The organism is Sedimenticola selenatireducens (assembly GCF_963675335.2).
Lineage (GTDB): Bacteria > Pseudomonadota > Gammaproteobacteria > Chromatiales > Chromatiaceae > Sedimenticola > Sedimenticola selenatireducens.
In genome coordinates this window covers 1157289-1178872 of sequence record NZ_CAXXYC010000004.1, presented here as the reverse complement: position 1 = coordinate 1178872, position 21584 = coordinate 1157289, and the positions used below count along the sequence as shown (strand labels likewise).

The window sequence follows — 21584 nt, the reverse complement described above, 5'->3', positions numbered from 1 at the left end:
CCTCTCGCCGGGTTCGGCTATGTACTGTTGGTCGAAATTATAGGTGGGGCTCACCGCCCCGCCTGTGGATGGGGTCCGACAGGCGTTGATTGCCCGATGGCCGGTGGTGCTGGCGCCAAATCGCCCGGCTGAATCGGTCAGCCGGGCGTGCGGGTATTTTCGGTTACTCGATCCCGGCCGCGGAGCGGATGGTGGCGAGATTGATGGCGGGGACATAGCCAGGCCGGGGACTGGCACGGCGGGTAAATTTCTTGATGATGCCCTCCAGATTGGGACGCTTCTCCGCTGGTCCCTCACCGTTGCCGATGCCTCCGCCGAACTCGACGAACAGATTGATGCCGTCATCCAGTGCGCTCTGCATGCAACCGACCCAGTTGACCGGGTGAAACAGCTGGAAGAAGAGTCGGGACTTGATGGTCTCGGCATCGGCCTCATGGAAACCGCCGGTGTAGTTGGAGAGCACTTTTAGCCTGGCCTCGGAAAAGGTTGCCTCGGTCAGCGCCTCGCGGAAGCGCCGCGCCGCCTCCACCATGTAGTAGGTATGGAAGGCGCCCTCGGTCTTGAGCCGTACCGCCTTCTTGTTCGGCAACAGCTCGGCCATCTCCGCTGCCAGGGCATCCAGATCGGCTCCGGCGCCACCGACCACGGTCTGGTCCGGCAGGTTGAGCCCGGCAATGCCGCAGAAATGCTTGTCGGCCAGGGGGCGCGCGGTCTCCAGGTCCACCGTCAGGGCCGCCATCTCGCCCTCGCCGAAATCGCCCATCAGCTCGCCACGTTTGGCGACCAGGCGCAGCGCATCCTCGAAGCCCAGGGCCTCGGCCGCCACCAGGGCGCTGTATTCGCCCAGGCTGTGGCCGGCCGCCGCCACCGGTTGGAGCGGGGTGTCCGCCAGTTCCCGGTAGACCGTCAGGCAGGCGATGTGGTGGGTCAGCAGCACCGGCTGGGTGTAGCGGGTCAGGTTGATCCGGTCATCCGGGTTCTCACGCGAAAGACTGGTCATGTCGTAACCCAGTACCTCGCTGGCCTGTTCATAAACCTGGCGGGCGGAGGCGAACTCGGCGCAGAGATCGCTGCCGATGCCGGTGTATTGTGAGCCCTGGCCGGGGAAAATAAATAGGGCGCGCTGTTCGGTATCAGACATGGTGCTTCTCTTTTGGATAAAAATGCGAGCGGGAAGGATAGACATTTCTGTAAATCAGGACAAGCATTGCCCTTGTTCCCGATGGGGGTTCGGGTAGGATAGAGATCATGCTACGGCGCAGCAGGCGCCCGGCGTTTTTAATCAGATCCGACAGGCAAGATCCATGAGTCCCAGATCGTACAGCCCACTCCGTTCCGTACTTTATGCCCCGGGCGCGAACAGCCGGGCACTGGATAAGGCCCGCTCCCTGCCGGTAGACGGCCTGATCCTGGACCTGGAGGACGCGGTTGCTCCGGCCGCCAAGGCCGCAGCGCGGGACGCGGTGGTCGCCGCGCTGTCCGAGGGTGGATTCGGTTATCGCCGGCGGATCGTGCGCGTCAACGGTCTGGATACCCCCTGGGGCGAGGCGGATATCGCGGCCATGGCCCGGACCGGTGCCGACGCCATTCTGCTGCCCAAGGTGGAGAGTCCCCAGGCGGTGCAGACGGCCGTGGCGGCGCTGGATGCCGCCGGCGGGCCGGCCGATCTGCCGATTTGGATCATGGCCGAGACGCCGCGCGGTATTCTGCAGATCGATTCCATTGCCGCGGCTCATCCGCGCCTGCAAGTGATTGTGATGGGTACATCGGACCTGGCCAAGGAGCTGCGGGTCCGGCATACCCCCGGTCGTGAGGGCCTGCTCGCGTCGCTCGGTCTCTGTGTACTGGCGGCCCGTGCCCGGGGCCTGGAGATCCTGGACGGGGTCTATCTGGACCTGCGGGATGAGCCCGGTTTTGCTGCGGCCTGTGAACAGGGCCGGGACATGGGCTTTGATGGCAAGACACTGATTCACCCCCGACAGATTGAACCGGCTAACCGGATATTTGGCATCAGCGCGGAGGCGTTGCAGCAGGCGCAGCAGATCATCGCCGCCTGGCGCGAGGCACAGCAGGCCGGGAGTGGTGTCTGCGTAGTGGACGGGCGCCTGGTGGAGAATCTGCATGTGGAAGAGGCGGAGCGACTGGTGACGATGCATGAGGTGATCCGTGGACGCAACTGATGTGGAGCGGTTCAGGCGGCAGTTGCTGGCCCGTCAGGCCGAGTTGTTGGCGGTGGCCGATACCGCCGCAACGGCGGCGGATACCGTAGAGCTGGATCAGACCCGGGTCGGCCGCCTGTCGCGCATGGATGCGTTACAGCAGCAGGCCATGTCCCAGGAGAACCAGCGCCGTCGCGCGCTCGAGCTGAAGCGCATTGTCCAGGCGTTGAGCCGCATCAAGGATCATGAGTATGGTTATTGTGTAGAGTGCGCAGACGAGATCGCAGAGAACCGCCTGGAGATCGATCCGGCCACGCCACTCTGTATCCGTTGTGCCAGTGAGCGGGAAAAGGTGCGTGACTGAGCGTATCGGCCCCGAAAATCAGAGGAGCGCTGTTTGATGAATTGCAATGTGATGGTGTTGCCAAGCAAGGAGCCGGAGCAGATCCGTTTGGTGAGGATTCCCGAGGATATGGAGTCGCATGAGGCGTTTCGTCACGCCACCGGTGTGATCGCCGCCGCCGAGGAGGCCAATCCCGATTTTACCTGGGATGATATCGAGGACGCGCTGGATGCCCACGGCTTCCGCACCCTGGAGTTCGTACTGGGGCCGGCGCTGGACTGATCCAAACTCAACGGCTCCGGTGATACGGCGCCCGCAGGGCGCCCTACAGATCGGGCCATGCCCGCCGCTGCCTGTCGATTCAGGGTTGCCGCGCCCGTCGCTCCAACTTCTGCTGGATCAGGCTGATATGCAGTCGCAGGTCATACAGCTCTTCGGCATAGGAGAGCGGTATCTCGATATGTGAGACATCGTACTCAATCTGATCCAGCGCGGATCTGGCCTGTGCCAGGTCCGCGTCCGGTTTGAACAGCTGGTGATCGATGGCCAGCACCTCCCGGTACCAGCGATAGATGCGCGAACGCATGCGCCAGCGGTAGATGGGCGGCATGATCTTGAACAGCGGGATCATCAGGGCCAGAAACGGCAGCAGCATCACCTTCAGTCGATCCACCAGGGTGGCGGCCCAGAACGGCAGATAGCGTTGCAGTAGCGGTGGGCCGTATTTGTAGAAGCGCTCGGCGGCGCTGCTCAGGGGGTAGACCAGATACTCCGGGGCCGGAAACTGTCCGCTCTCCTCGAACCACCCTCCTCTCTCGTGCACCCCCTGGGCAGCCTGTAGCAGCAGGTCCATCAGCGCCGGATGCAGATCGTCCCTGACCACCAGGTTGGCGCTGGCGGCCAGCAGGGTGGTCGGCCGGTCCGGCAGATTGCGCTTCAGGTTGATCACCCCCTCCGGCAGGGTCACGGAAGAGAGAAAACGGTGCGTCCGGGTATAGGCTTCGGCGCGTTCAAAACTCATCAGCTGGATATGTTCCGCATCGAGCAGGGCACGCACCACCGGCGACATGGGAGAGGCGACAAAGAAGGCGCTGTCGATCTTCCCCTCCAGCAGGGCGTCGGCGGCACTGCGTCCGCTGGATTCGAGTAGCGGGCTGTTGCTCGGGTTGATATCGTTTTGCGCCAGCAGCCGGAGTGCCAGCGAGCGGGTGCCGCTCCCCTCCGCGCCAATGGCGGTGCGTTTGCCCTGCAGATCGGTGAGGTGGGAGACTGATAACTCTTTGCGGTAAAACACCCAGATCGGCTCGAAATAGAGGCTGCCGAGGGAGAGCAGGCTGGCCTCCCCGGGCGTGTCACCGGTGGTGCCACCCTGTACCAGGGCCGCGTCCACCTCACCGCGCGTGAGTCGCCCGATATTGTCGATGGATCCGGCGCTGGTCAGCACCTCCAGGTGGATTTTCTCTTCCAGCAGTCGCTTCCGGTACTGCTGTCCAAACAGGTAATAAGCTCCATCCGGCTGCCCGCTGGCCAGGCGAATATGATCGGGAGGTGCCGGCTTGACGAATTGGTAGGCGAGGATGAAACCCAGCAGCACCAGCAGCACGGCCGGGCCGAAGATATTCAAACTATCCTTGCTCTGACGGGGTTTGCGTTGCTTGCTCAAGACGCTATCCTGATATTAATCCAGGTCTGTTATTCCACTTGGTGCCCACTATAACCCAGATTCCCGAGGTCGCCATGCAGATAACCAATAAACACTTCGTCAATGGCCATCCGCTGTTGCCGCCCTTCCCCGCAGGGCTGGAGCGGGCGCTGTTCGGCATGGGCTGTTTCTGGGGCGCGGAGCGGCGTTTCTGGGAAGCACCGGGAGTCTATAGCACGGCCGTGGGCTATGCGGCCGGGAGCACGACAGATCCGACCTATAAGCAGGTCTGTAGCGGTAACACGGGACATGCCGAGGTGGTCCAGGTGCTGTTTGATCCCGCTGTCATCAGCTATGCCGAGCTGTTGCAGCTGTTTTGGGAGAGCCATAACCCGACTCAGGGCATGCGTCAGGGCAATGATATCGGCACCCAGTACCGCTCCGGGATCTATGTCACCAGTGACGCACAGCGGGAACAGGCGGAAGCGTCCCGCGATGCCTATCAGCAGGCGCTTACCGAACGCGGTTTCGGGCCGATCACCACGGAGATCCTGGAGGCCCCGGAGTTCTATTATGCCGAGGATTATCATCACCAATATCTGGCCAAAAACCCCGCGGGCTATTGTGGCCTGGGAGGCACCGGTGTGGGCTGCCCGACGGGGGTCGGCTAGCGGTATGCTGCCCTGCTGGTGATTACTCCGGCTTCAACTCGATGGTGCCGTTGATCTGCACCTCGAGTCGTTGGCTGCCTGCCTCCAGGGTGGGTGCTGATTCCGCTCGCAGTGCCATGGCCCGCACCGGATAGGGGCCTGGCGCGGCACCGCTACTGCTGATATTCATCTGTACCAGTCGATACTCGCTGTGCCCCATCTCTTTGCTGATCAAAGCCGCCCGGGCCCTGAACAGCTGGATGGCCTGGCTGATCAGCCGCTCTTCGACTTGCTGGCGCTGTTCGGGTGACACGGCATAGCTGATACTGCCGATACTGAGCCCTTCCTGCAGTTTGCCCATCAGTTGGCTGATCAGCGCCACATCCTGGCTCTCCAGACGTATCGTCTGACGTACGCGCCAGCCGGACAGCGTGTTGTTGCGATACACCGGGCTGGTCTGATAATCCAGGGTCTGCACCTTGACACCGGGCTCTTTTTTGGCGGTTTCCACCGCCTGTCTGATGGCCTGGTTTACCCGGGTGCCGAGTTCGGCCGGGTCGTTGCCCTCATGTTGTGCAAACAGGGTGGCGCTGAGGGTGTCATTGTCGATCTCTTCACCGGCGGACACCGCCAGATTGATGCGGTCGTAGGTCGGCGCTGTTTCCTCGCCAATGACCAGGCTGGTGACCAGTATCAGCAGTAGCGGTAGGTATCGAAATCTCATTTTTGCTCCTTGCCCGGATGATAGCTATGGCTATTGTGGTGTGTCGGACGTATCGATAGGCACACCGTCGATAAACAGCTGTTCCGTATCGATGGCGTCGAACCGGTAATGCTTGTTGCAGAAGTCGCAGTCGACCTCGATGGCCCCCTGTTCCTCCAGAATGGATAGGAGTTCCGCCTTGCCCATGGCGCGCAGGGAATCGGCAATGCGCTCCCGCGAGCAGCTGCAGCGGAATGCCACCGGCTCGGGCTCAAACAGCCGCACCTGTTCCTCATGGAACAGCCGGTGCAGCAGGGTCTGAACGGGAAGGTTGAGCAGTTCGTCCCGGGTGATGGTCTCCGCCAGCATGCCGATGCGCTGCCACTCCGCCTGCCGGTCCAGCTCCGATGGGAGCTGCTGCAGGAACAGGCCGGCCGCCCGCTCGCCATCAGCCACCAGCCAGAAGCGCGTGGCGAGTTGTTCGGAGTTGTTGAAATAGCCCTCCAGGGCCTCGGCCAGATTCTCCCCTTCCAGCCCGACAATGCCCTGATAACGTTCGCCGCCCCGGTTGACTACGGTCAGCATCATCTGTCCGGTGCCGTATAGCTTGGCCAGATTGCCTTCCGGCAATTCCCCCTCCCAGCGGGCCAGCCCCCGGACGGTGCGCTGCCGGGTGGCCTGCGCCACCAGGGTGCGCAGTGGGCCGTTGCCCTGGGATTGCAGGATCAGCGAGCCGTCATATTTGATGGTGGCGGAGAGCAGGATCACCGCGGCCATGGCCTGGCCCAGTTGCTCGGCAACCGTGGCCGGGTAGGTGTAGCGCTCCAGTACCGCCTTCCAGCTGGCATCCATCTGGACGATTTCGCCCCGGATATCGAGGGATTCAAAGACAAACCGGTAGAGCTGATCCTGGCTGTTCATGATGATGATAGTAGGCGATCCGATGGATGAATGATTGCTCAGAAGATATCAAAGCGTTCGAACTGGGTACTGAACTGCCCTCGCCCCTGGGTCATGCTGCGCAGCTCGGTGGTGTAACCGAGCAGGCTGGCCAGGGCCGCCTCGCAGTGAATGGTGGCCTGCTCGACGGTGCGCTCGGTGTCCTGGATCAGGGCGTGGCGGGATTGCAGGTCCCCCAGAACCGTGCCCAGGTTCTCTTCCGGCACCACGATCTCTGCTTTCATGATCGGCTGCAGCAGCGCCGGCCCGGCCCCCTCCAGGGCCTTGCGCAGGGCGCGGGCGACGGCGGAGGTGAGGGCTTCCGGCGTGGAGTGGGCGCCGAACAGTTCCACCTGGGTAATGTTCACCTGCAGATCCTGCAGTGGTGCCCCTTCCAGCGGGCCGCCGCCGAGGGCAAAGCGGATGCCTTGGTCCAGCGCTTCCTGCTGCAGGTTGGTGAGTTGGCTACCCTCGGGCAGGATGGTCGGCTGGCAGTTTTTCACCATGCCGGCACCGCGTGGCAGCGGGCTGACAGAGACCGTCACCTGGGCCTTCAGCGGCTCCTTGCGGGATGGATCGGCCGGGGGTTGGAACAGGTGCGTCAGTTCACTTCGCCGGGTAATGGTCTCGCGCAGTGCCACGGCCGGCTTGCCGGTCCTGACCTGCAGATTGTATTCCCGCTGCAGCCGCTCGATGATGATCTGCAGGTGCAGCTCGCCCATGCCCCGGAGCAGTTTCTGGCCGGTCTCCGGGTCTTCACCGAACTGCAGTGTCGGGTCCTCCTCCTGCAGTTTGCCCATCACTTCCAGGAACTTCTCCTCCTGGCCGGACGAGGCCGGCTCCACCGCCAGGCTGAGCACCGGTTCCCGGGTATCGATGCGCTCCAGCAGCAGCGGATGGTCTGGGTGGCAGAGGGTGTCGCCGGTGGCGGCATGACGCAAGCCGGCCAACAGCACGATATCGCCGGCGTGGGCGATGTCGAGGCGGGTTTTCTTGGCCGCATCCACGTCAAAGATACGCGCCACATGCTCCTGTACCACGCTGCCGTCGGCCCGGCTGAAGCGGACCTGATCACCCGGCTTCAGCCGGCCCCGGTAGATCCGGGCAAACACATGGCGCCGCCCCTCCCACATTTGCACCTTGAAGGCCAGGGCGACCAGCGGCTGGTTGTCTTCCATGTCGATGGGTGTGGTGGAGCCATCCGGCAGCCAGGCGTTGGCGGGTGGGCGTTCCAGGGGTGAGGGGAGCAGCCGGGTCACGCCGTCGATCAGCGGCTGAATCCCCAGATCGCGCAGTGCCGAGCCACCGAAGCAGGGGCAGACCTCACCCGTCAGGGTGGCGCTGCGCAGTGCCGCCCAGATCTGCTCCGGCGCGGGCTCCTCGCCGGCCAGTACCCGGTCGGCAAACACCTCATCGGTTTCGGCGATACCGAGCAGCAGGTTTTCCCGGTGGGATGCGACGGATTCCCAGAGGGCCGGATCGCAGGGGGTTATCTCCAGTTGGTCGCCATGTTCACCGGAAAACCGGATCAGGGTGCGCTCGATCAGATGAATCACCGCGCCCTGTTCCGGCAGCGGCAGGGTGACCGGCAGTGGCCGGACGCCGAGGCGTTTGCCGACCGTGGCCAGGGCGTGGTCAAAATCGGCCCCGGGCCGGTCGACCTTGTTAATGAAGAAGAGACAGGGGAGATTGAATTTTGAGCGCTGCCGCCAGACCGTTTCGGTTTGTGGTTCAACGCCCCTGACGCCATCCAGCACGATCACGCAGCCGTCCAGCACCCGCATGCTGCGCTCCACCTCGATGGTGAAGTCCACGTGTCCGGGGGTGTCGATAATCTGGATCAGGTGATCCCGCCAGGTGGCCTTGGTCAGTGCCGAGGTGATGGTGATGCCATGGCTCTGCTCTTCGGCCATGTAGTCCATGTGGGCGGCCCCGTCATGCACTTCGCCGATTTTGTAGAGTGCCCCGGTATAGAACAGAATGCGTTCGGTCAGGGTGGTCTTGCCGGCATCGATATGGGCGGCAATGCCGATATTGCGAACTTTATCGATTGAATGGCTAATATTCATTTGGTTGACTGCAGCGAGAGTGATTACCCGGGCAAGACTAAACGACTGAGCGGCAATGTGGAATATCCGGGGGTGCAATCGGCCGCTTTTTTTCTCCCGCAAAATTGGTGGTGGATAATTCCATACTTCAAAGATAGAGATGCAGTATGATGTCAGGGTGTCGTTTTCGACCGGATGCGGCATTGGTTAATCAGGACGTGAAGCAGTTTGGGAGCAACAGCTTATGATGCAGCGTGGATGTGCGATTCTATTCTTGGCCATGGCGGCGCTACTGGCACCTGTCAGCGGGTCTCTGGCCGAGCAACAGAAGGGAGAGGAGGAGGCGGCTGAGGCGGCGGCCGGACAGGTTTTCAATGACTGGGGGCGCCGTTGCGAAACCCTGAAAACCGGAGAAGAGTTCTGCCTCGTGTTTCAGCGCCTGCGGCTGAAAGAGAACAACCAGACGGTACTGCATGTGAGCTTCGGATATCCGCCCTTTGCCAAGGGACCGGTCATGGTGTTGACCACGCCACTGGGCGTCTCCCTGGTCGCGGGTGTCGAGCTGAAGGTGGACAATGTGGGTGAGCCGATCAAGGTGCCTTACAATCTCTGTGTCGCGGATGGTTGCCGCGCCAGCCTGCCGGTGGACGACACACTGCTGGAGGCGATGAAACGTGGTGACAAGCTCAAGGTGGCCATCGCCAATGCCCAGAACAAGCTGATGGGCATCGAGGTATCACTGAATGGCTTTGCCGGTGCCAGCGAATCGCTGCAGAAGTAGTGGCACCGCCGGGCCGGTTTGAGCGGCCCGACGGCCGGGTGATTTTACTGGCCAAATAGCGCGGCCAGTGTCTTACCCGGTTCGGCGGTACGCATGAACGCCTCGCCGACCAGGAAGGCGTTGACGCCATGCCCGCGCATACGCGCCACATCGGCGGGCGTGTGGATGCCGCTCTCGGTTACCACGATGCTCTCGGGGGGGATCTGTGTCAGCAGCTCCAGGGTGGTGTCGAGGGAGACCTCAAAGGTGCGCAGATTGCGGTTGTTGATTCCGATCAGCCGATTGTTGAGCTTCAGTGCCCGCTGCAATTCTGCCGCGTCATGTACCTCCACCAGTACATCCATGCCCAGCCGTTGGGCCAGGTCGTTCAGTTCCACCAGCGTTGCATCGTCCAGGCAGCTGACAATCAGCAGGATACAGTCGGCGCCGATCAGTCTGGCCTCATACACCTGGTAAGGGTCAATAATGAAGTCCTTGCGGATTACCGGCAGGCTGCAGGCCGCGCGGGCCTGTTGCAGATAGGCATCGCTGCCCTGGAAAAAATCCATATCGGTCAACACGGAAAGACAGGCCGCCCCGCCCTGCTGGTAGCTGACGGCAATCTCGGCCGGATGGAAGTCGGCCCGGATCACTCCCTTGCTGGGAGAGGCCTTTTTGATTTCGGCGATTACGCCGGCTCCACCCTGGTCGATTTTATCGGCGATGGCCTGAACAAAGCCGCGGGTCGGGTTGTCGATACCGGCCAACTGCTCAATCAGGTGATCGAGCGGCAGCGCCGCCCGGCGCTGGGCGATCTCTTCCCGTTTGCGCTGGACGATCTTTTTCAGGATGTCGGGTGTATTGCTCATGGGCAATCTTCTCTGGTAAATACAGTCTGGGGGCGTAGTTTACACGTTCTCGATTTTGAATTAACCCCGGTTAGAACCGGGGTGCTTACCCGAAGTGAGGTAGAAATGGGCCGTTATCGCCCCCCCCAGCCGAAGCAGTCCCCCTATATCACCCGGGCGGGCTATCTGCGCCTGGAGGCGGAATCAAAAAGCCTCTGGGTGCGCCGCCGAGACGTGACCAAGGCACTGGCGGCGGCGGCGGCCGAAGGCGATCGATCGGAAAACGCCGAGTATATCTACCGTAAGAAGGAGCTGCGCGAACTGGACCGGCGTATCCGCTATCTGCAGAAACGCCTGCCTGACCTGAAGGTGGTGGATACGGTGCCAAGCAATCCCGAGCAGATCTTTTTTGGCGCCCTGGTGGAACTGGAAGGCGAGGACGACAATCCCGTGACCTATCGGATTGTCGGTCCGGACGAGTTTGATCCGGAGCGTGGCTGGATCAGCATGGATGCACCGCTGGCCAGGGCGCTGCTGAAGCGGTCGGTGGATGATGAGGTGCGGGTGCAAACCCCGTCCGGGGAGCGCCGCTACTGGGTGCTGTCCGTCACTTACCCGGTTGACTGAGTCGGTTGGGGTTTGCGGGCTCACACCATGAACTACTTAGTTTCCCGCCGTAATTCGGTCACCGAACGCCCGCCGATGCCCCAGTTGTCGGTAGGTACCTCCTCGATCACCACGACCGTGGTGGCTGGGTTCTTGTTCAGGGTCTCCTGAAGCAGCCGGGTGACGCCTTCAATCAGGGTGGCCTTCTGTTCGGCGGTGGCCCCTTCGTTGGTAATCTTGATGTTCACGTAAGGCATGGGTTGCTCCTCCGGTAGGGTGTCTGGTTCGTGTGCCCGGTATGGTGCCACATACCCGGTCGCGTCGGCTAACGATGTGCGCCTGGCGAGATTCAGCCGGGCTGGGGACACTCCCGCTGCAGTTGGACCCGACGCTCCCGGGTGCCGATGGCCAGCAGGGTGCCGGCGGCACTCAGACCGGCGGCCAGCCAGAGGGCAAGCTGCGGATTACTGTTTTGGGTCATCAACTGTCCGGCGACAATCGGCCCGCTGATCTGGCCAACTCCATAGGAAGTGACCAGCAGGCCCATCAGCCGTGCCGGGTTGTGCCGGGCCAGGTGCCCCGCCTGGCTCAACACCATGGCGACGATACCCATGAAGGTGAAGCCGAAGCAGAGTGCCCCCACCAGGGTGGCGTTGCCGCTCCCCAATAGCGGCAGCAACAGGCCCAGGGTCTGAATGACATAGGCCATCAGCAGGCTTGGCAGGTTGCCGAGGCGCGCCGCCCAGCGTACCCAGAGATAGCAGGAGGGGGCGGCGGCCAGGCCCAGCAGCAACCAGGCCGACTGGTCGAACCCGGCCAGTTCCGGGCTTGCCTGAATCACGGCAATGATGAAAGTAGTGCCGACGGCGAAGCTGGCCCCGGCGAAGAAGTAACTACCGGTCAGATAGATAAACGGTCGTCCCAGTTCACGCCAGGCCACGGATTGGCTGGCCTGCGGGTGCTCTGCATCTCTGCCGCCCCTGACCCAGAACCAGGCGGGTAGGATAAACAGTAAGCCCAACAGAGCGCTGTTCCACCAGGTCATGCGCCAATCCAGCGGGCTGTCCGCACCACCCAGTGCCAGGGCGGTGAGCACGATACCGACCCCCACCCCGCCAAAGTGGACCCCGATCAGCTGCCGCACCCCCTGTCGGGTCAGGTGCTCCAGGACCAGGCTGGTGCCCAGCACCATGCCGGCGGCGCTGCTGAGCCCGGAGAGGTAGCGCAGCAGGGACCAGACGGGTGTGGATTCGGTCAGGGGCAGCAGGGCGTTGCAGAGCACCGCCAGGATCAGCCCGGCACGAAACAGCCGCTCCTTCACCCGGAGATTCCCCAGGCTGCTGGCCAGCAGCGCGCCGCTGAGATAGCCGGCGAAATTCATCGCCGCCAGCAGGCCGGCCGCCGCGTCGCCCAGGCCCAGGGCATCCTGCATGCGCGGCAAGGCCGGGGTATAGGTGAAACGGGCGATTCCCATGGTGAGAATCAGGCTGCTGATCCCGCCCGCGAGGATCTGCAGGTTGTGTCGCTGGCTGTTCAAGTGATGCTCCCGGTGGCTGTTGTCTGCAGCAGAGCATGCGGCGGCTTGCCTATCATTACAAACGATTTATAATGATCCAATCGTTCTGTATTAGTGATGCTTGGAGGTGTCGGGTGGAAGTGAGCAGCCTGCGTATCTTTCTCAGCGTGGCGGAGACCGGCGGTATCTCTGCGGCTGCCGGGAAATTGCATTATGTCCAGTCCAATGTGACGGCCAGGATCAAGAAGCTGGAGGAGGAACTGGGTGCGGCGCTGTTCGTGCGCCAGAGCCGCGGTATGTCCCTGACCGCGGCCGGCCGGGTGCTGAAGGATTATGCGGAGCGGATTCTGCGTCTGGAACTGCAGGCCTCGGATGCGGTGCGTGGCACCATCAAGGATGGTGGCTCGGTCCGTCTCGGCTCCATGGAGACCACCATGGCGATCCGGTTGCCGGCAATCCTCAAGACGCTGCACAATGACCTGCCGGCGGCGCAGATCAGTGTCAGTACCGGGCGCACCGAGGGGCTGATCCGGGATGTGCTGGAGCACCGGCTGGACTGTGCCTATGTGGGCGGGCCGGTGGAGCATCCGGATCTGGAGAGCGAGATCGCCTTTGAGGAGGAACTGGTGCTGGTTACTGCCCGCCAGGCGGTGACACCGAATGTCCTGCTGGTGTTCCGTACCGGCTGCGTCTATCGCGCGCGGGCGGAACAGTGGCTGCGGGAGGAGGGGCGGCTGCCCTATTCGATCATGGAGTACGGCACTCTGGAGGGGATCCTGGGCTGTGTCGATGCGGGATTGGGGTGTACCCTGATGCCGCGTGCCGTGGTGGAGCGTTCCGCCTTCAAGATCGATGTGGTGATCAGCCCGATCCCGGCCCATATCGCCCGCATCCAGACTCTGCTGGTCCGCCGCAAGGATACCCCGCTCAGTGGCGCCATGCAGAAGCTGATCGAACTGACAGCAAGCTACCGGTGAGCCATCGGCACTTGCCAGATAGTATCAGGTGAGACTATTCTGTCCGGCCGATCCGACTGAAGAATTTACCTGTGATTCATGTGGTTACCGGCCGCTCTGCGGCCTGGGTGTGACCGCACGATGGCAGCAACCGAGCTAATCCCCGATGATCAACAATGAATGGCTGAAGCGCGACGATTACCGCTATTTCTACACCATCCCTACCCGCTGGAATGACAATGACCAGTTCGGACACCTGAACAATGTCATCTATTATCGCCTGTATGAGGCGGTGATTATTCAGTATGTAACGGAAGCTGGAATTGACTGGATGCAGGACAGGGTTATCCCCTTTACGGCGGAAAGTCAGTGCCGTTTTCTCCGTGCGGTCAGTTTTCCCGATGTGCTCGATGTGGGGCTGCGCGTGACCAAGGTGGGACGCTCCAGCGTGAATTATGCACTGGCCCTGTTTCGTCAGGGTGAGGACGAGGCGGCGGCCATCGGCCATTGGGTCTATGTCTACGTCGACCGGGAAACTCAGCGGCCGCAGCCGATACCTGAGGCTATCCGCCAGGCAATGCAGCGGGATTTCTGACAACTCAGCGTATTCGCCGGCTGGCGCGCACCGGCACGGGGGTGAACGAAGATGACGCCCAAGCGGATTTTCGCGCCAGGTCAGCGGTGAACCCGGCAGACCCTAGGGTGAGATTCCCTGCGCTCCATCGATATAAATGGTGGTTCCGGTCAGGTAGCTGTTGTTCTCGACAAATATAGAGCCAACAAACCTGGCGATATCCCCGGGCTCCCCGGGATAACCTCTCGGAATTCTCCCTTTCAGGTGTTCTTGCATCGCCTGCTGGTCAAGGTGATCAGCGGTCATTTCCGTTCTCACGTAGCCGGGGGCCACATCCAGTACGCGGATGTTCTTTTTTGCCCATTCGACTGCCAGTGCACGGGAAATGGCCGCAACGGCCGCTTTTGATGCGCAGTAAGCGGCGTATCGCTTTCCGCCAATCCGGTCCCAGAAGGAACCGATGTTGACGATAATCCCGCCTCCATTGGCAGCCAAAAAGGGGTAGGCGGACTGGCAAACAGAAAATGTGCCGATCACGTTGGTGCGAAGAGTCTCTTCAAAATCCTTTAATGCATATGTATCGGAGGGGCCACCGCTGGCAATGCCTGCGTTATTGATAACACCAAACAGGCCACTACCCAGATTGTTGGCTTGCTGCAGCGCGCGCTGCACAGATTCTTCGTCGCGGATGTCGCACTGTACACCTACCAGACGGGATGCCACGTCCCCGGAAATTCCCTCCGGGCACGCTGTTGCCAGACCATTCCTGTTCAGACAGGCAACCATAAAGCCGCGCCGGGCCAGTTCGATCGCGGTGGCGGCCCCGATCCCCCGGCTGGCACCGGTAACGCCTATTGCTTTTGGCAGAGCTTGGTTTTTCATCATTAGCCTCAGTATCTGGTTGCCCTGAACGGTGATCAAGCATCGCCGTTCAGGGCAGCGTAGGATGGCATGCATCCGGCCGGGATTTTCGGTGCCCTGGGAATGCGAGTGCTTAGTTAAACGATTATTGAATGACTATTCACTCATAAAAAATAAATGTCAAGCCACGTCGCTTCTCCGTGTATTTGAATAGATTATAAGTTATTAATAATAAAAGGTGTTTTTCGTCGCCTGCGGAGCGAAATTCCGTGCCGTCCAGGGATAATGCGGGCTGATTCCTGCGCATATTTTATGCTTGACCTTTTTGATTGAATGAATGATCATTCAGTTAACATTATTAAATGATCGTTCATTCATAATGAATGTGCAACCCGAAACCGCTCAATACCCAAAGGAAATTATTATGCATATAGACGGAAAAACCGCTGTAGTAACCGGCGCTGCCTCTGGAATTGGTTTTGCCACTGCACAGGCCCTCGCTAAAGCCGGCGCCCATGTATTTCTGGGAGACATCAATGAGGATGACGGGCTGACGGCCGCAGAGAAAATTCGTGCCGACGGGGGTAGCGCTGAATTTCTGCGTATGGATGTAACCGACCCCGATTCCATCGAGTCGTTCAAGCAAGCCGCATACAAAAGTAAAGGCCATGTGGACATTGTCGTAAATGTTGCCGGATGGGGAAAAATCGAACCGTTCGTGAAAAACACGCCCGATTTCTGGCGCAAGGTGGTAGACCTTAATTTTATGGCACCGATTATGGTGACCCGCGCGTTTCTGGATCAGATGATCGAGCGCAATGAGGGAAAAATCGTGGTGATCGCCAGTGATGCGGGCCGTGTCGGCAGCATGGGGGAAACCGTGTACTCCGGGGCCAAGGGCGGGGCGATTGCTTTTGTTAAGTCGCTGGCGCGGGAAGTTGCACGCCACAATATCAATGTGAATGCCGTTTGTCCCGGTCCCACCGACACGCCCCTGTTACGTGCGGTACCGGAAAAGCATCAGGAGGCGTTTGTCCGCGCTACGCCGATGCGCCGCCTGGGTAAGCCTTCGGAACTGGCTGATGCCGTGCTGTTTTTCTCCAGTGACCGCGCCTCATTTGTTACCGGACAGGTATTGAGTGTCAGTGGCGGACTGACCATGGCCGACTGAACTGTCGTGTAATCAACTCAATTGTCGATGCAAGAATAGCTTGTTAATCCGAGGAACACATTATGTACAAAGTAAAAGCCGCAAACTGGAAACCGGATCACTTTGGTTGGGAAGTGAAGGATGGTGTTGCCACCGTGACCATGGATATACCCGAACGGAAAAACCCGTTTACCTTTGAAAGTTATGCGGAGCTTCGCGATACCTTCCATAAGCTGCAGTATGCCGAGGACGTGCGGGCCGTGGTGATCACCGGTGCCGGTGGCAATTTCTGCTCCGGGGGCGATGTGCACGATATCATCGGACCGCTGACCCGCATGGGCATGGATGACCTGCTGCGCTTCACCCGCATGACCGGCGATCTGGTCAAGGAGATGCGCCAGTGCCCGCAACCCATTATCGCCGCGATCGATGGCATCTGTGTGGGTGCCGGCGCCATTCTGGCGATGGCCAGTGATTTCCGTTATGCAACGCCACGGGTTAAAACCGCTTTCCTGTTTGTAAAGGTAGGGCTGGCAGGTTGCGATATGGGGGCGTGCGCCATCCTGCCGCGAATTATTGGTCATGGCCGGGCCTCGGAACTGCTTTATACCGGGCGGGTCATGAGCACTGAAGAGGGTGCCAACTGGGGATTCTTTAACGAAGTGGTCTCGCAGGAAGAGCTGATGGAAAAGGCCTACAGTATGGCCCGGGTGATCACCGAAGGGCCCTACTTCGCCCACACGGTCACCAAGAAATGCCTGCACCAGGAGTGGAGCCAGAGCATCGAACAGGCACTGGAGACCGAGGCTGAGGCCCAGGCCATCTGTATGGCAACCAAAGACTTTGAGCGCGCCTACAACGCCTTCGTCAACAAGCAGACGCCCCAGTTCGAGGGCAACTGAGATCCACCTGCCGTACAGGGAAAACCTCGTGCGGCAGGGTCGAACAGGAGAGGTCTTCCATGGTTGAACAGGTACATTATCGTGCTTCGGGCTTTGCGCAGTGGCCGTTTTTTGAAGATCGGCACCGCAACCAGGTTGCGGCACTGGACTCCTTTGCCAGGGAGCAGCTGGTTGCTGTTGCCGAGGACGCCGGAGAGGACGACGACGCACAGGATATTGCCTGCCGGGAGATCGTCCGCCGGTTGGGTGAAGCCGGGTTTCTGAACTGTAGCGCCGTAGTTGATGCCCGGGGGCAGTTTGATGTGCGCAGCCTCTGCCTGAGTCGCGATACGCTGGCCTGTCATGCGCCGCTGGCCGACTTCGCGTTTGCCATGCAGGGGTTGGGTACCGGGCCCATATCTATCGCCGGTAGCGCACAGCAGCGCGCCGACTATCTACCGCCGGTGATGCGGGGAGAGCGCCTGGCCGCCTTTGCGCTTTCCGAGCCGGATGCCGGCAGCGATGTTTCGGCGATTTCCACCACCGCCCGCCGCGAGGGTGCCGATTTTGTTCTTGATGGTATTAAAACCTGGATATCGAACGGTGGCATTGCCGATCACTATGTGGTCTTTGCCCGCACCGGCGAGGCCCCCGGAGCCAGAGGCCTTTCCGCCTTTATTGTCGACGCCGATAATCCCGGGTTTAGCGTGGTAGAGCGGATCCGTGTGATCGCTCCCCATCCTCTCGCCACCATCAGGCTGGAAAACTGCCGGGTGCCGGCTTCGGCCATGGTGGGCAATCCGGGCGAAGGCTTTAAGGTGGCGATGGGTACGCTGGATGTATTTCGTACCACCGTAGGGGCTGCCGCACTCGGCTTTGCCCGGCGGGGATTGAGCGAGGCTCTGGCCCGCGTTCAGGAGCGTTCCGTATTTGGCAAGCTGCTGTCCGAGTTTCAGCTCACCCAGGCAAAGATTGCCGAGATGGCGACAGAGATCGATGCGGCTTCCCTATTGGTATATCGCTCGGCATGGAGCAAGGACACCTTTGGCGGGCGCAATACCGCTCCCTCCTCGATGGCCAAGATGTACGCCACCGAGAAAGCGCAAGAGGTGATAGACAAGGCGGTACAACTGTTTGGCGGTTTGGGTGTGGTGCACGGCGTGCGTGTCGAATCACTCTACCGGGACATCAGGGCATTGCGCATTTATGAAGGTACAACCGAGGTCCAGAAGCTTGTCATCGCGAATGCCGTACTTTTGGGGTAAGTCGCATGCGGCCGCCGCCAGGCCGCAATTGAAGCGATCCCGTACCTGCCGAAACGAAACGTCGTTGAGAGGGTTAGTATGATTTCACTAGAGATAGACGGTGCCGTCGCCACCGCCACGCTGTCCCGTGCGCCGGTAAATGCGATCAGCGACGAATGGATCGAGCGACTCGAGTGGGTTCTGAATGAAACCAGTGCAAATCCGGACCTGTCTGCCTTGCGCATCCGTAGCGCCGAGAAGGTATTCTGTGCCGGCGCTGATCTGGCAGTGATGCGCAGTCGTTTTACCAGTGAGGCAGGTCGGCTGCAAATGGTGGAGTTGGCTGCAAAGATGCAACGCGTATTCGCCCAGCTTGAGGCGATGCCTATGGTGACAGTGGCACAAATCGAAGGTGCAGCGCTGGGCGGAGGCTTGGAACTGGCGCTTGCCTGCGATCTCAGGGTGGTCGCTGATACGGCCAGGATTGGCCTGCCGGAGGCGGGCCTTGGTCTGTTGCCGGGAGCGGGTGGTACCCAGCGCCTGACCCGATTGTGCGGTGATGCGGTTGCGCGTCGTATGATTCTTTCGGCCGAAGTGCTGGATGGTGTTCAGGCGGAAAAGCTGGGCGTGGTGCATTGGGTGGCCGACAAGGCGCAATTGCCCGGTCTGGTCGATGAGTTGCTGGTCAGAATAGGTAGAGTTCCCCGGGACGCCATCACGGAATGCAAGCGCTGCATCCAGGCGGCGCTGAACCCCGACCAGGACGGTTACGCGATCGAACTTGAAGGTACGCAACGTCTGTATGAAAACCCGATTTCCCAGGAAATCGTCCGCCGGTTTTTAGATAAGGCGGGTTGATCTGATCCGGCAGCGACAGCCCGCTCTTGCCGCCGGCAAGCCAGCGCAGCAGAGAGTTTTGCCCTTCTTATGGTGGTCGTTCCCGGGATGACCGTTGCCGGCTCGACGCGGGAAAAATTTGCGAAAATAACGGTGCTGAACATGAACGAAGTTATTCTCAAAAAGCACACGACCGAAGTGGCCATCATCCAAATTAACCGTCCTGAGTGCAAGAACGCTCTCAATATGGCGGTACGTGAACGGTTGGCTACCTGCTTTTCCTTGTTGAGTGATGATGATCAGGTGCGCGCCATTGTTGTCACGGGTAATCAGGAGGCGTTTGCCGCCGGCGCAGATCTCGTCGACCTGGCGCAACGCAGTGCCCTCGATATGATGCTGCGCAAGACGCACCTGATGTGGCAGGCGATAGCCGACTGCCCCAAGCCGGTGATTGCCGCCGTTGCCGGCTATGCATTCGGCGGCGGCTGTGAACTGGCCATGCATGCCGACATCATCATTGCCGGTGAAAACGCCAGTTTTTCCCAGCCTGAAATCAAGGTGGGAATTATGCCCGGGGCGGGCGGAACCCAGCGATTGCTTCGAGCGGTCGGTAAATACAACGCCATGCGGCTGCTCCTGACGGGTGATGCAATCTCCGCCGGTGAAGCTCGGGAGATGGGTCTGGTCTCGATGGTCGTGCCTGATGAGCAGGTGCTCGACCGCGCGTTGGCCATGGCCCGGCGTATCGCCAGTATGCCTCCACTCGCCGTTGCACAGATTAAAGAGGTGGTATTGGCGGGCCAGGATGCCTCGCTGGATCAGGCGCTCGCGCTGGAGCGCAAGGCGTTCCAGCTGCTATTTGCCACCAACGATCAAAAAGAGGGTATGCAGGCCTTTATCGAGAAGCGTATACCGGCTTACCGGGGGAACTAATAAATGTCGCAACAGCAGCCAAATTGCACCAGGGCATGGGTGCCTGGAGAGACCCTGGGTGTCGTGGGCGCCGGAGTCATGGGCCGTGGTATTGTGCAGGTGGCCGCGCAGGCAGGTATTGATGTCGTCCTGTACGACGCCAACAGCGAGGCGGTGAGTGTCGCCATAGAGGAAATCGCCCACATATTCGACCGACTGCAAAACAAGAAGAAGCTCACACCCGAACAGGTGGTACAGGCACTTTCACGTATTTCATGTGCAACCGATCTCGACGCGTTCAGCTCTTGCGCAGTTGTCATTGAGGCAATTGTCGAACGTCTCGATGCCAAGCAGGAACTGCTGGGTTTGCTGGAGCGGGTGGTTGCGGACGACTGCATCCTGGCCACCAATACCTCTTCCCTGTCGGTAACTTCAATTGCCGCCGGTTGCTCGCGCCCGGAGCGGGTCGGCGGCTTTCACTGTTTCAATCCGGTTCCGTTGATGAAACTGGTAGAGGTAATCGAAGGCGTGCAAACCGAGTCCCGGGTGACCGATAAACTGACAGCGTTAGCGCAACAGGTGGGGCATACGCCGGTACGGGCGCAGGACACCCCGGGATTCGTGGTCAATCATGCGGGACGTGGCATGATCACCGAGTCCCTGCGGCTTCACAGTGAGGGTGTTGCCGATTTCCGTGCGGTCGATGATATTCTGCGCGATGGGATGGGTTTTCGATTAGGGCCGTTTGAATTGATGGATCTTACCGGTCTGGATGTCTCGCAACCGGTAATGGAGTCCATCTATCAACAGTATTATCAGGAGCCGCGCTATCGTCCTACACCACTGGCGCTTCAGCGGTTGCAGGCCGGCCTCCTGGGACGAAAGAGCGGCAAGGGATTTTACACCTATGAACAGAATCAGAAGTTGCTTGCGCCACGGGCTGAACCCCGGGCGGTGCCCTTGCCGAGCATCTGGGTCAGCCCAGGGGATGAGCCGACTTTTAAACAGCTGAGCGACTTAGTGGAAAAGCTGGGTGGAACGGTCGATCGGGGAGCTAAGCCGGCGGACGATTCCCTCTGTCTGTTGGCTCCGTTGGGGCAGGACGCGACTACGGCGGCGCTGGAACTGGGGGTGGACCCGACCCGTGCTATCGCCATAGACGTGATACCCGACCTCGACAGGGTTCGTACGCTGATGGCGACACCGGCTACCCGGGAAGCGATCAAGCGGGCGGCATATTATCTGTTTTCAAGCGATAAGGTACCGGTGGTTATGATCCGCGAAAGCGCGGGCTTCGTGGCGCAACGGGTATTGGCGACCATAGCCAATATCGGTTGTGATATGGCGCAGCAACGTATCGCGTCACCGGCCGATATTGACCGGGCGGTTACCCTGGGGTTGGGCTATCCGCATGGCCCGCTGGCCTGGGGCGATATCCTGGGCGCGGAAAAGCTGGTTAAAATTCTGACCAATATGCATCAGGCGTCGCAGGATCCCCGGTATCGGGTCAGCCCCTGGTTGTCCCGGCGGGCGCGACTCGGATTATCGTTATTGTCAGACGAACATATTTTTTCGGAAGATTGGACAGGGGCGGTGGTCTGATGGAGGTGTGGCGCAGGCAGCGCCCGTGGGTCCTCCTAGGCGCAGGCGTCCAGCGTTTACCATGAAGCGTGGTTGATCGGATCGGTCACGGTGCTGCTCTGTTCAGGCAGGGGGCGGGATTTTATCGGATGTCACTCGCCCTATACAGCGCTCTGGAATAACAGACCGCATGCATTCGTGAAGGTATGGATTAATCTCACCCTGATTATCTCGATAAAAGAGCGGCCGCTATCGCCGCCCTTCTCTTTAATGAGGATGCCCAAGTATGCACCCGGACACGGAAACGCAGGCCCTTTTAGACTGGGTGGCCGCGGCCAACCTGCCACCATTGACTGCATACACACCGGCTGAAG

The 21584-nt window shown here is 60.4% G+C and carries 23 protein-coding genes; 14 read left to right on the top strand and 9 right to left on the bottom strand.

The window, feature by feature from the left end:
• Positions 1–163: 163 nt before the first annotated feature.
• The gene (locus tag ACHZBF_RS16665; protein ID WP_321529060.1) at positions 164–1141 is read right to left on the bottom strand and encodes an ACP S-malonyltransferase; all 978 of its coding nucleotides are present in this window, start codon (positions 1139–1141) and stop codon (positions 164–166) included.
• Positions 1142–1304: 163 nt separating this feature from the next.
• Here ACHZBF_RS16665 and ACHZBF_RS16660 point away from each other — a divergent pair, with 163 nt between their 5' ends.
• From ACHZBF_RS16660 to ACHZBF_RS16650, 3 genes are read left to right on the top strand one after another with little or no spacing between them, the layout of a single operon-like run.
• Positions 1305–2180: an HpcH/HpaI aldolase/citrate lyase family protein gene (locus ACHZBF_RS16660; RefSeq protein WP_029132309.1), complete on the top strand. Its 876-nt coding sequence runs from the start codon at positions 1305–1307 to the stop codon at positions 2178–2180.
• Entirely contained in the window at positions 2167–2523 is a 357-nt protein-coding gene (locus tag ACHZBF_RS16655) for a TraR/DksA family transcriptional regulator (protein WP_051301812.1), read from the top strand. The genes ACHZBF_RS16660 and ACHZBF_RS16655 overlap by 14 nt, the downstream gene beginning before the upstream one ends.
• A gap of 36 nt (positions 2524–2559) precedes the next feature.
• Positions 2560–2784: a hypothetical protein gene (locus ACHZBF_RS16650; protein WP_029132311.1), complete on the top strand. Its 225-nt coding sequence runs from the start codon at positions 2560–2562 to the stop codon at positions 2782–2784.
• Positions 2785–2863: 79 nt separating this feature from the next.
• Here ACHZBF_RS16650 and ACHZBF_RS16645 read toward each other — a convergent pair whose 3' ends face one another.
• Positions 2864–4165 carry a TAXI family TRAP transporter solute-binding subunit gene (locus tag ACHZBF_RS16645; protein WP_321529059.1) on the bottom strand — a complete coding sequence of 434 codons (1302 nt, stop codon included), beginning with the start codon at positions 4163–4165 and terminating at the stop codon, positions 2864–2866.
• A gap of 74 nt (positions 4166–4239) precedes the next feature.
• On the opposite strand from ACHZBF_RS16645, the gene msrA reads away from it, so the two are divergent.
• Entirely contained in the window at positions 4240–4815 is a 576-nt protein-coding gene (msrA, locus tag ACHZBF_RS16640; protein WP_321529058.1) for a peptide-methionine (S)-S-oxide reductase MsrA, read from the top strand.
• A 22-nt stretch (positions 4816–4837) separates the two neighbouring features.
• Here the strand turns inward: msrA and ACHZBF_RS16635 are convergent, their stop codons facing one another.
• Genes ACHZBF_RS16635 through ACHZBF_RS16625 form a run of 3 tightly spaced genes read right to left on the bottom strand, consistent with a single transcriptional unit; the run spans position 4838 to position 8505 of the window.
• On the bottom strand, positions 4838–5518 hold the full coding sequence (locus tag ACHZBF_RS16635; protein ID WP_029132314.1) for an SIMPL domain-containing protein: 681 nt from the start codon (positions 5516–5518) through the stop codon (positions 4838–4840).
• Between the two features lie 30 nt (positions 5519–5548).
• Positions 5549–6418 (bottom strand): Hsp33 family molecular chaperone HslO, encoded by an 870-nt coding sequence (hslO, locus tag ACHZBF_RS16630; protein ID WP_321529057.1) that lies wholly within the window; start codon positions 6416–6418, stop codon positions 5549–5551.
• A gap of 38 nt (positions 6419–6456) precedes the next feature.
• A complete protein-coding gene (locus ACHZBF_RS16625; protein ID WP_321529056.1) occupies positions 6457–8505 on the bottom strand; it encodes an elongation factor G in 2049 nt (682 codons plus the stop codon).
• Positions 8506–8728: 223 nt separating this feature from the next.
• Here ACHZBF_RS16625 and ACHZBF_RS16620 point away from each other — a divergent pair, with 223 nt between their 5' ends.
• Entirely contained in the window at positions 8729–9265 is a 537-nt protein-coding gene (locus tag ACHZBF_RS16620) for an invasion associated locus B family protein (RefSeq protein ID WP_321529055.1), read from the top strand.
• Positions 9266–9309: 44 nt separating this feature from the next.
• Here the strand turns inward: ACHZBF_RS16620 and trpC are convergent, their stop codons facing one another.
• Positions 9310–10113, bottom strand: a complete 804-nt coding sequence (gene trpC / locus ACHZBF_RS16615) for an indole-3-glycerol phosphate synthase TrpC (protein WP_029132317.1) — start codon at positions 10111–10113, stop codon at positions 9310–9312.
• A 105-nt stretch (positions 10114–10218) separates the two neighbouring features.
• Between trpC and greB the strand changes: the two genes are divergently transcribed.
• Positions 10219–10719: a transcription elongation factor GreB gene (greB, locus tag ACHZBF_RS16610; RefSeq protein WP_273440208.1), complete on the top strand. Its 501-nt coding sequence runs from the start codon at positions 10219–10221 to the stop codon at positions 10717–10719.
• A gap of 32 nt (positions 10720–10751) precedes the next feature.
• Here greB and ACHZBF_RS16605 read toward each other — a convergent pair whose 3' ends face one another.
• Positions 10752–10955, bottom strand: a complete 204-nt coding sequence (locus tag ACHZBF_RS16605) for a 4-oxalocrotonate tautomerase family protein (protein ID WP_273440206.1) — start codon at positions 10953–10955, stop codon at positions 10752–10754.
• 92 nt (positions 10956–11047) lie between these two features.
• Positions 11048–12235 carry a YbfB/YjiJ family MFS transporter gene (locus ACHZBF_RS16600; protein ID WP_321529054.1) on the bottom strand — a complete coding sequence of 396 codons (1188 nt, stop codon included), beginning with the start codon at positions 12233–12235 and terminating at the stop codon, positions 11048–11050.
• A 113-nt stretch (positions 12236–12348) separates the two neighbouring features.
• Between ACHZBF_RS16600 and ACHZBF_RS16595 the strand changes: the two genes are divergently transcribed.
• Positions 12349–13191 (top strand): LysR family transcriptional regulator, encoded by an 843-nt coding sequence (locus tag ACHZBF_RS16595; protein WP_029132321.1) that lies wholly within the window; start codon positions 12349–12351, stop codon positions 13189–13191.
• A gap of 145 nt (positions 13192–13336) precedes the next feature.
• Positions 13337–13765 carry an acyl-CoA thioesterase gene (locus tag ACHZBF_RS16590; RefSeq protein WP_029132322.1) on the top strand — a complete coding sequence of 143 codons (429 nt, stop codon included), beginning with the start codon at positions 13337–13339 and terminating at the stop codon, positions 13763–13765.
• Positions 13766–13867: 102 nt separating this feature from the next.
• Here the strand turns inward: ACHZBF_RS16590 and ACHZBF_RS16585 are convergent, their stop codons facing one another.
• Positions 13868–14626 (bottom strand): SDR family NAD(P)-dependent oxidoreductase, encoded by a 759-nt coding sequence (locus tag ACHZBF_RS16585; RefSeq protein WP_321529053.1) that lies wholly within the window; start codon positions 14624–14626, stop codon positions 13868–13870.
• A 403-nt stretch (positions 14627–15029) separates the two neighbouring features.
• Here ACHZBF_RS16585 and ACHZBF_RS16580 point away from each other — a divergent pair, with 403 nt between their 5' ends.
• The 6 genes from ACHZBF_RS16580 to ACHZBF_RS16555 all read left to right on the top strand — a co-directional run bounded on the left by ACHZBF_RS16580 (position 15030) and on the right by ACHZBF_RS16555 (position 21231).
• Positions 15030–15776 (top strand): SDR family NAD(P)-dependent oxidoreductase, encoded by a 747-nt coding sequence (locus tag ACHZBF_RS16580; protein ID WP_029132324.1) that lies wholly within the window; start codon positions 15030–15032, stop codon positions 15774–15776.
• Positions 15777–15838: 62 nt separating this feature from the next.
• A complete protein-coding gene (locus ACHZBF_RS16575) occupies positions 15839–16657 on the top strand; it encodes an enoyl-CoA hydratase family protein (RefSeq protein ID WP_029132325.1) in 819 nt (272 codons plus the stop codon).
• 59 nt (positions 16658–16716) lie between these two features.
• Positions 16717–17901 (top strand): acyl-CoA dehydrogenase family protein, encoded by a 1185-nt coding sequence (locus tag ACHZBF_RS16570; RefSeq protein ID WP_321529052.1) that lies wholly within the window; start codon positions 16717–16719, stop codon positions 17899–17901.
• A 78-nt stretch (positions 17902–17979) separates the two neighbouring features.
• The gene (locus ACHZBF_RS16565; protein WP_321529051.1) at positions 17980–18738 is read left to right on the top strand and encodes an enoyl-CoA hydratase/isomerase family protein; all 759 of its coding nucleotides are present in this window, start codon (positions 17980–17982) and stop codon (positions 18736–18738) included.
• A gap of 141 nt (positions 18739–18879) precedes the next feature.
• Complete coding sequence (locus tag ACHZBF_RS16560; RefSeq protein ID WP_321529050.1) at positions 18880–19650, top strand: enoyl-CoA hydratase; 771 nt, start codon at positions 18880–18882, stop codon at positions 19648–19650.
• A gap of 3 nt (positions 19651–19653) precedes the next feature.
• Positions 19654–21231, top strand: coding sequence for a 3-hydroxyacyl-CoA dehydrogenase (locus ACHZBF_RS16555; protein WP_321529049.1), 1578 nt, complete (start codon positions 19654–19656; stop codon positions 21229–21231).
• Positions 21232–21584 lie beyond the last annotated feature (353 nt).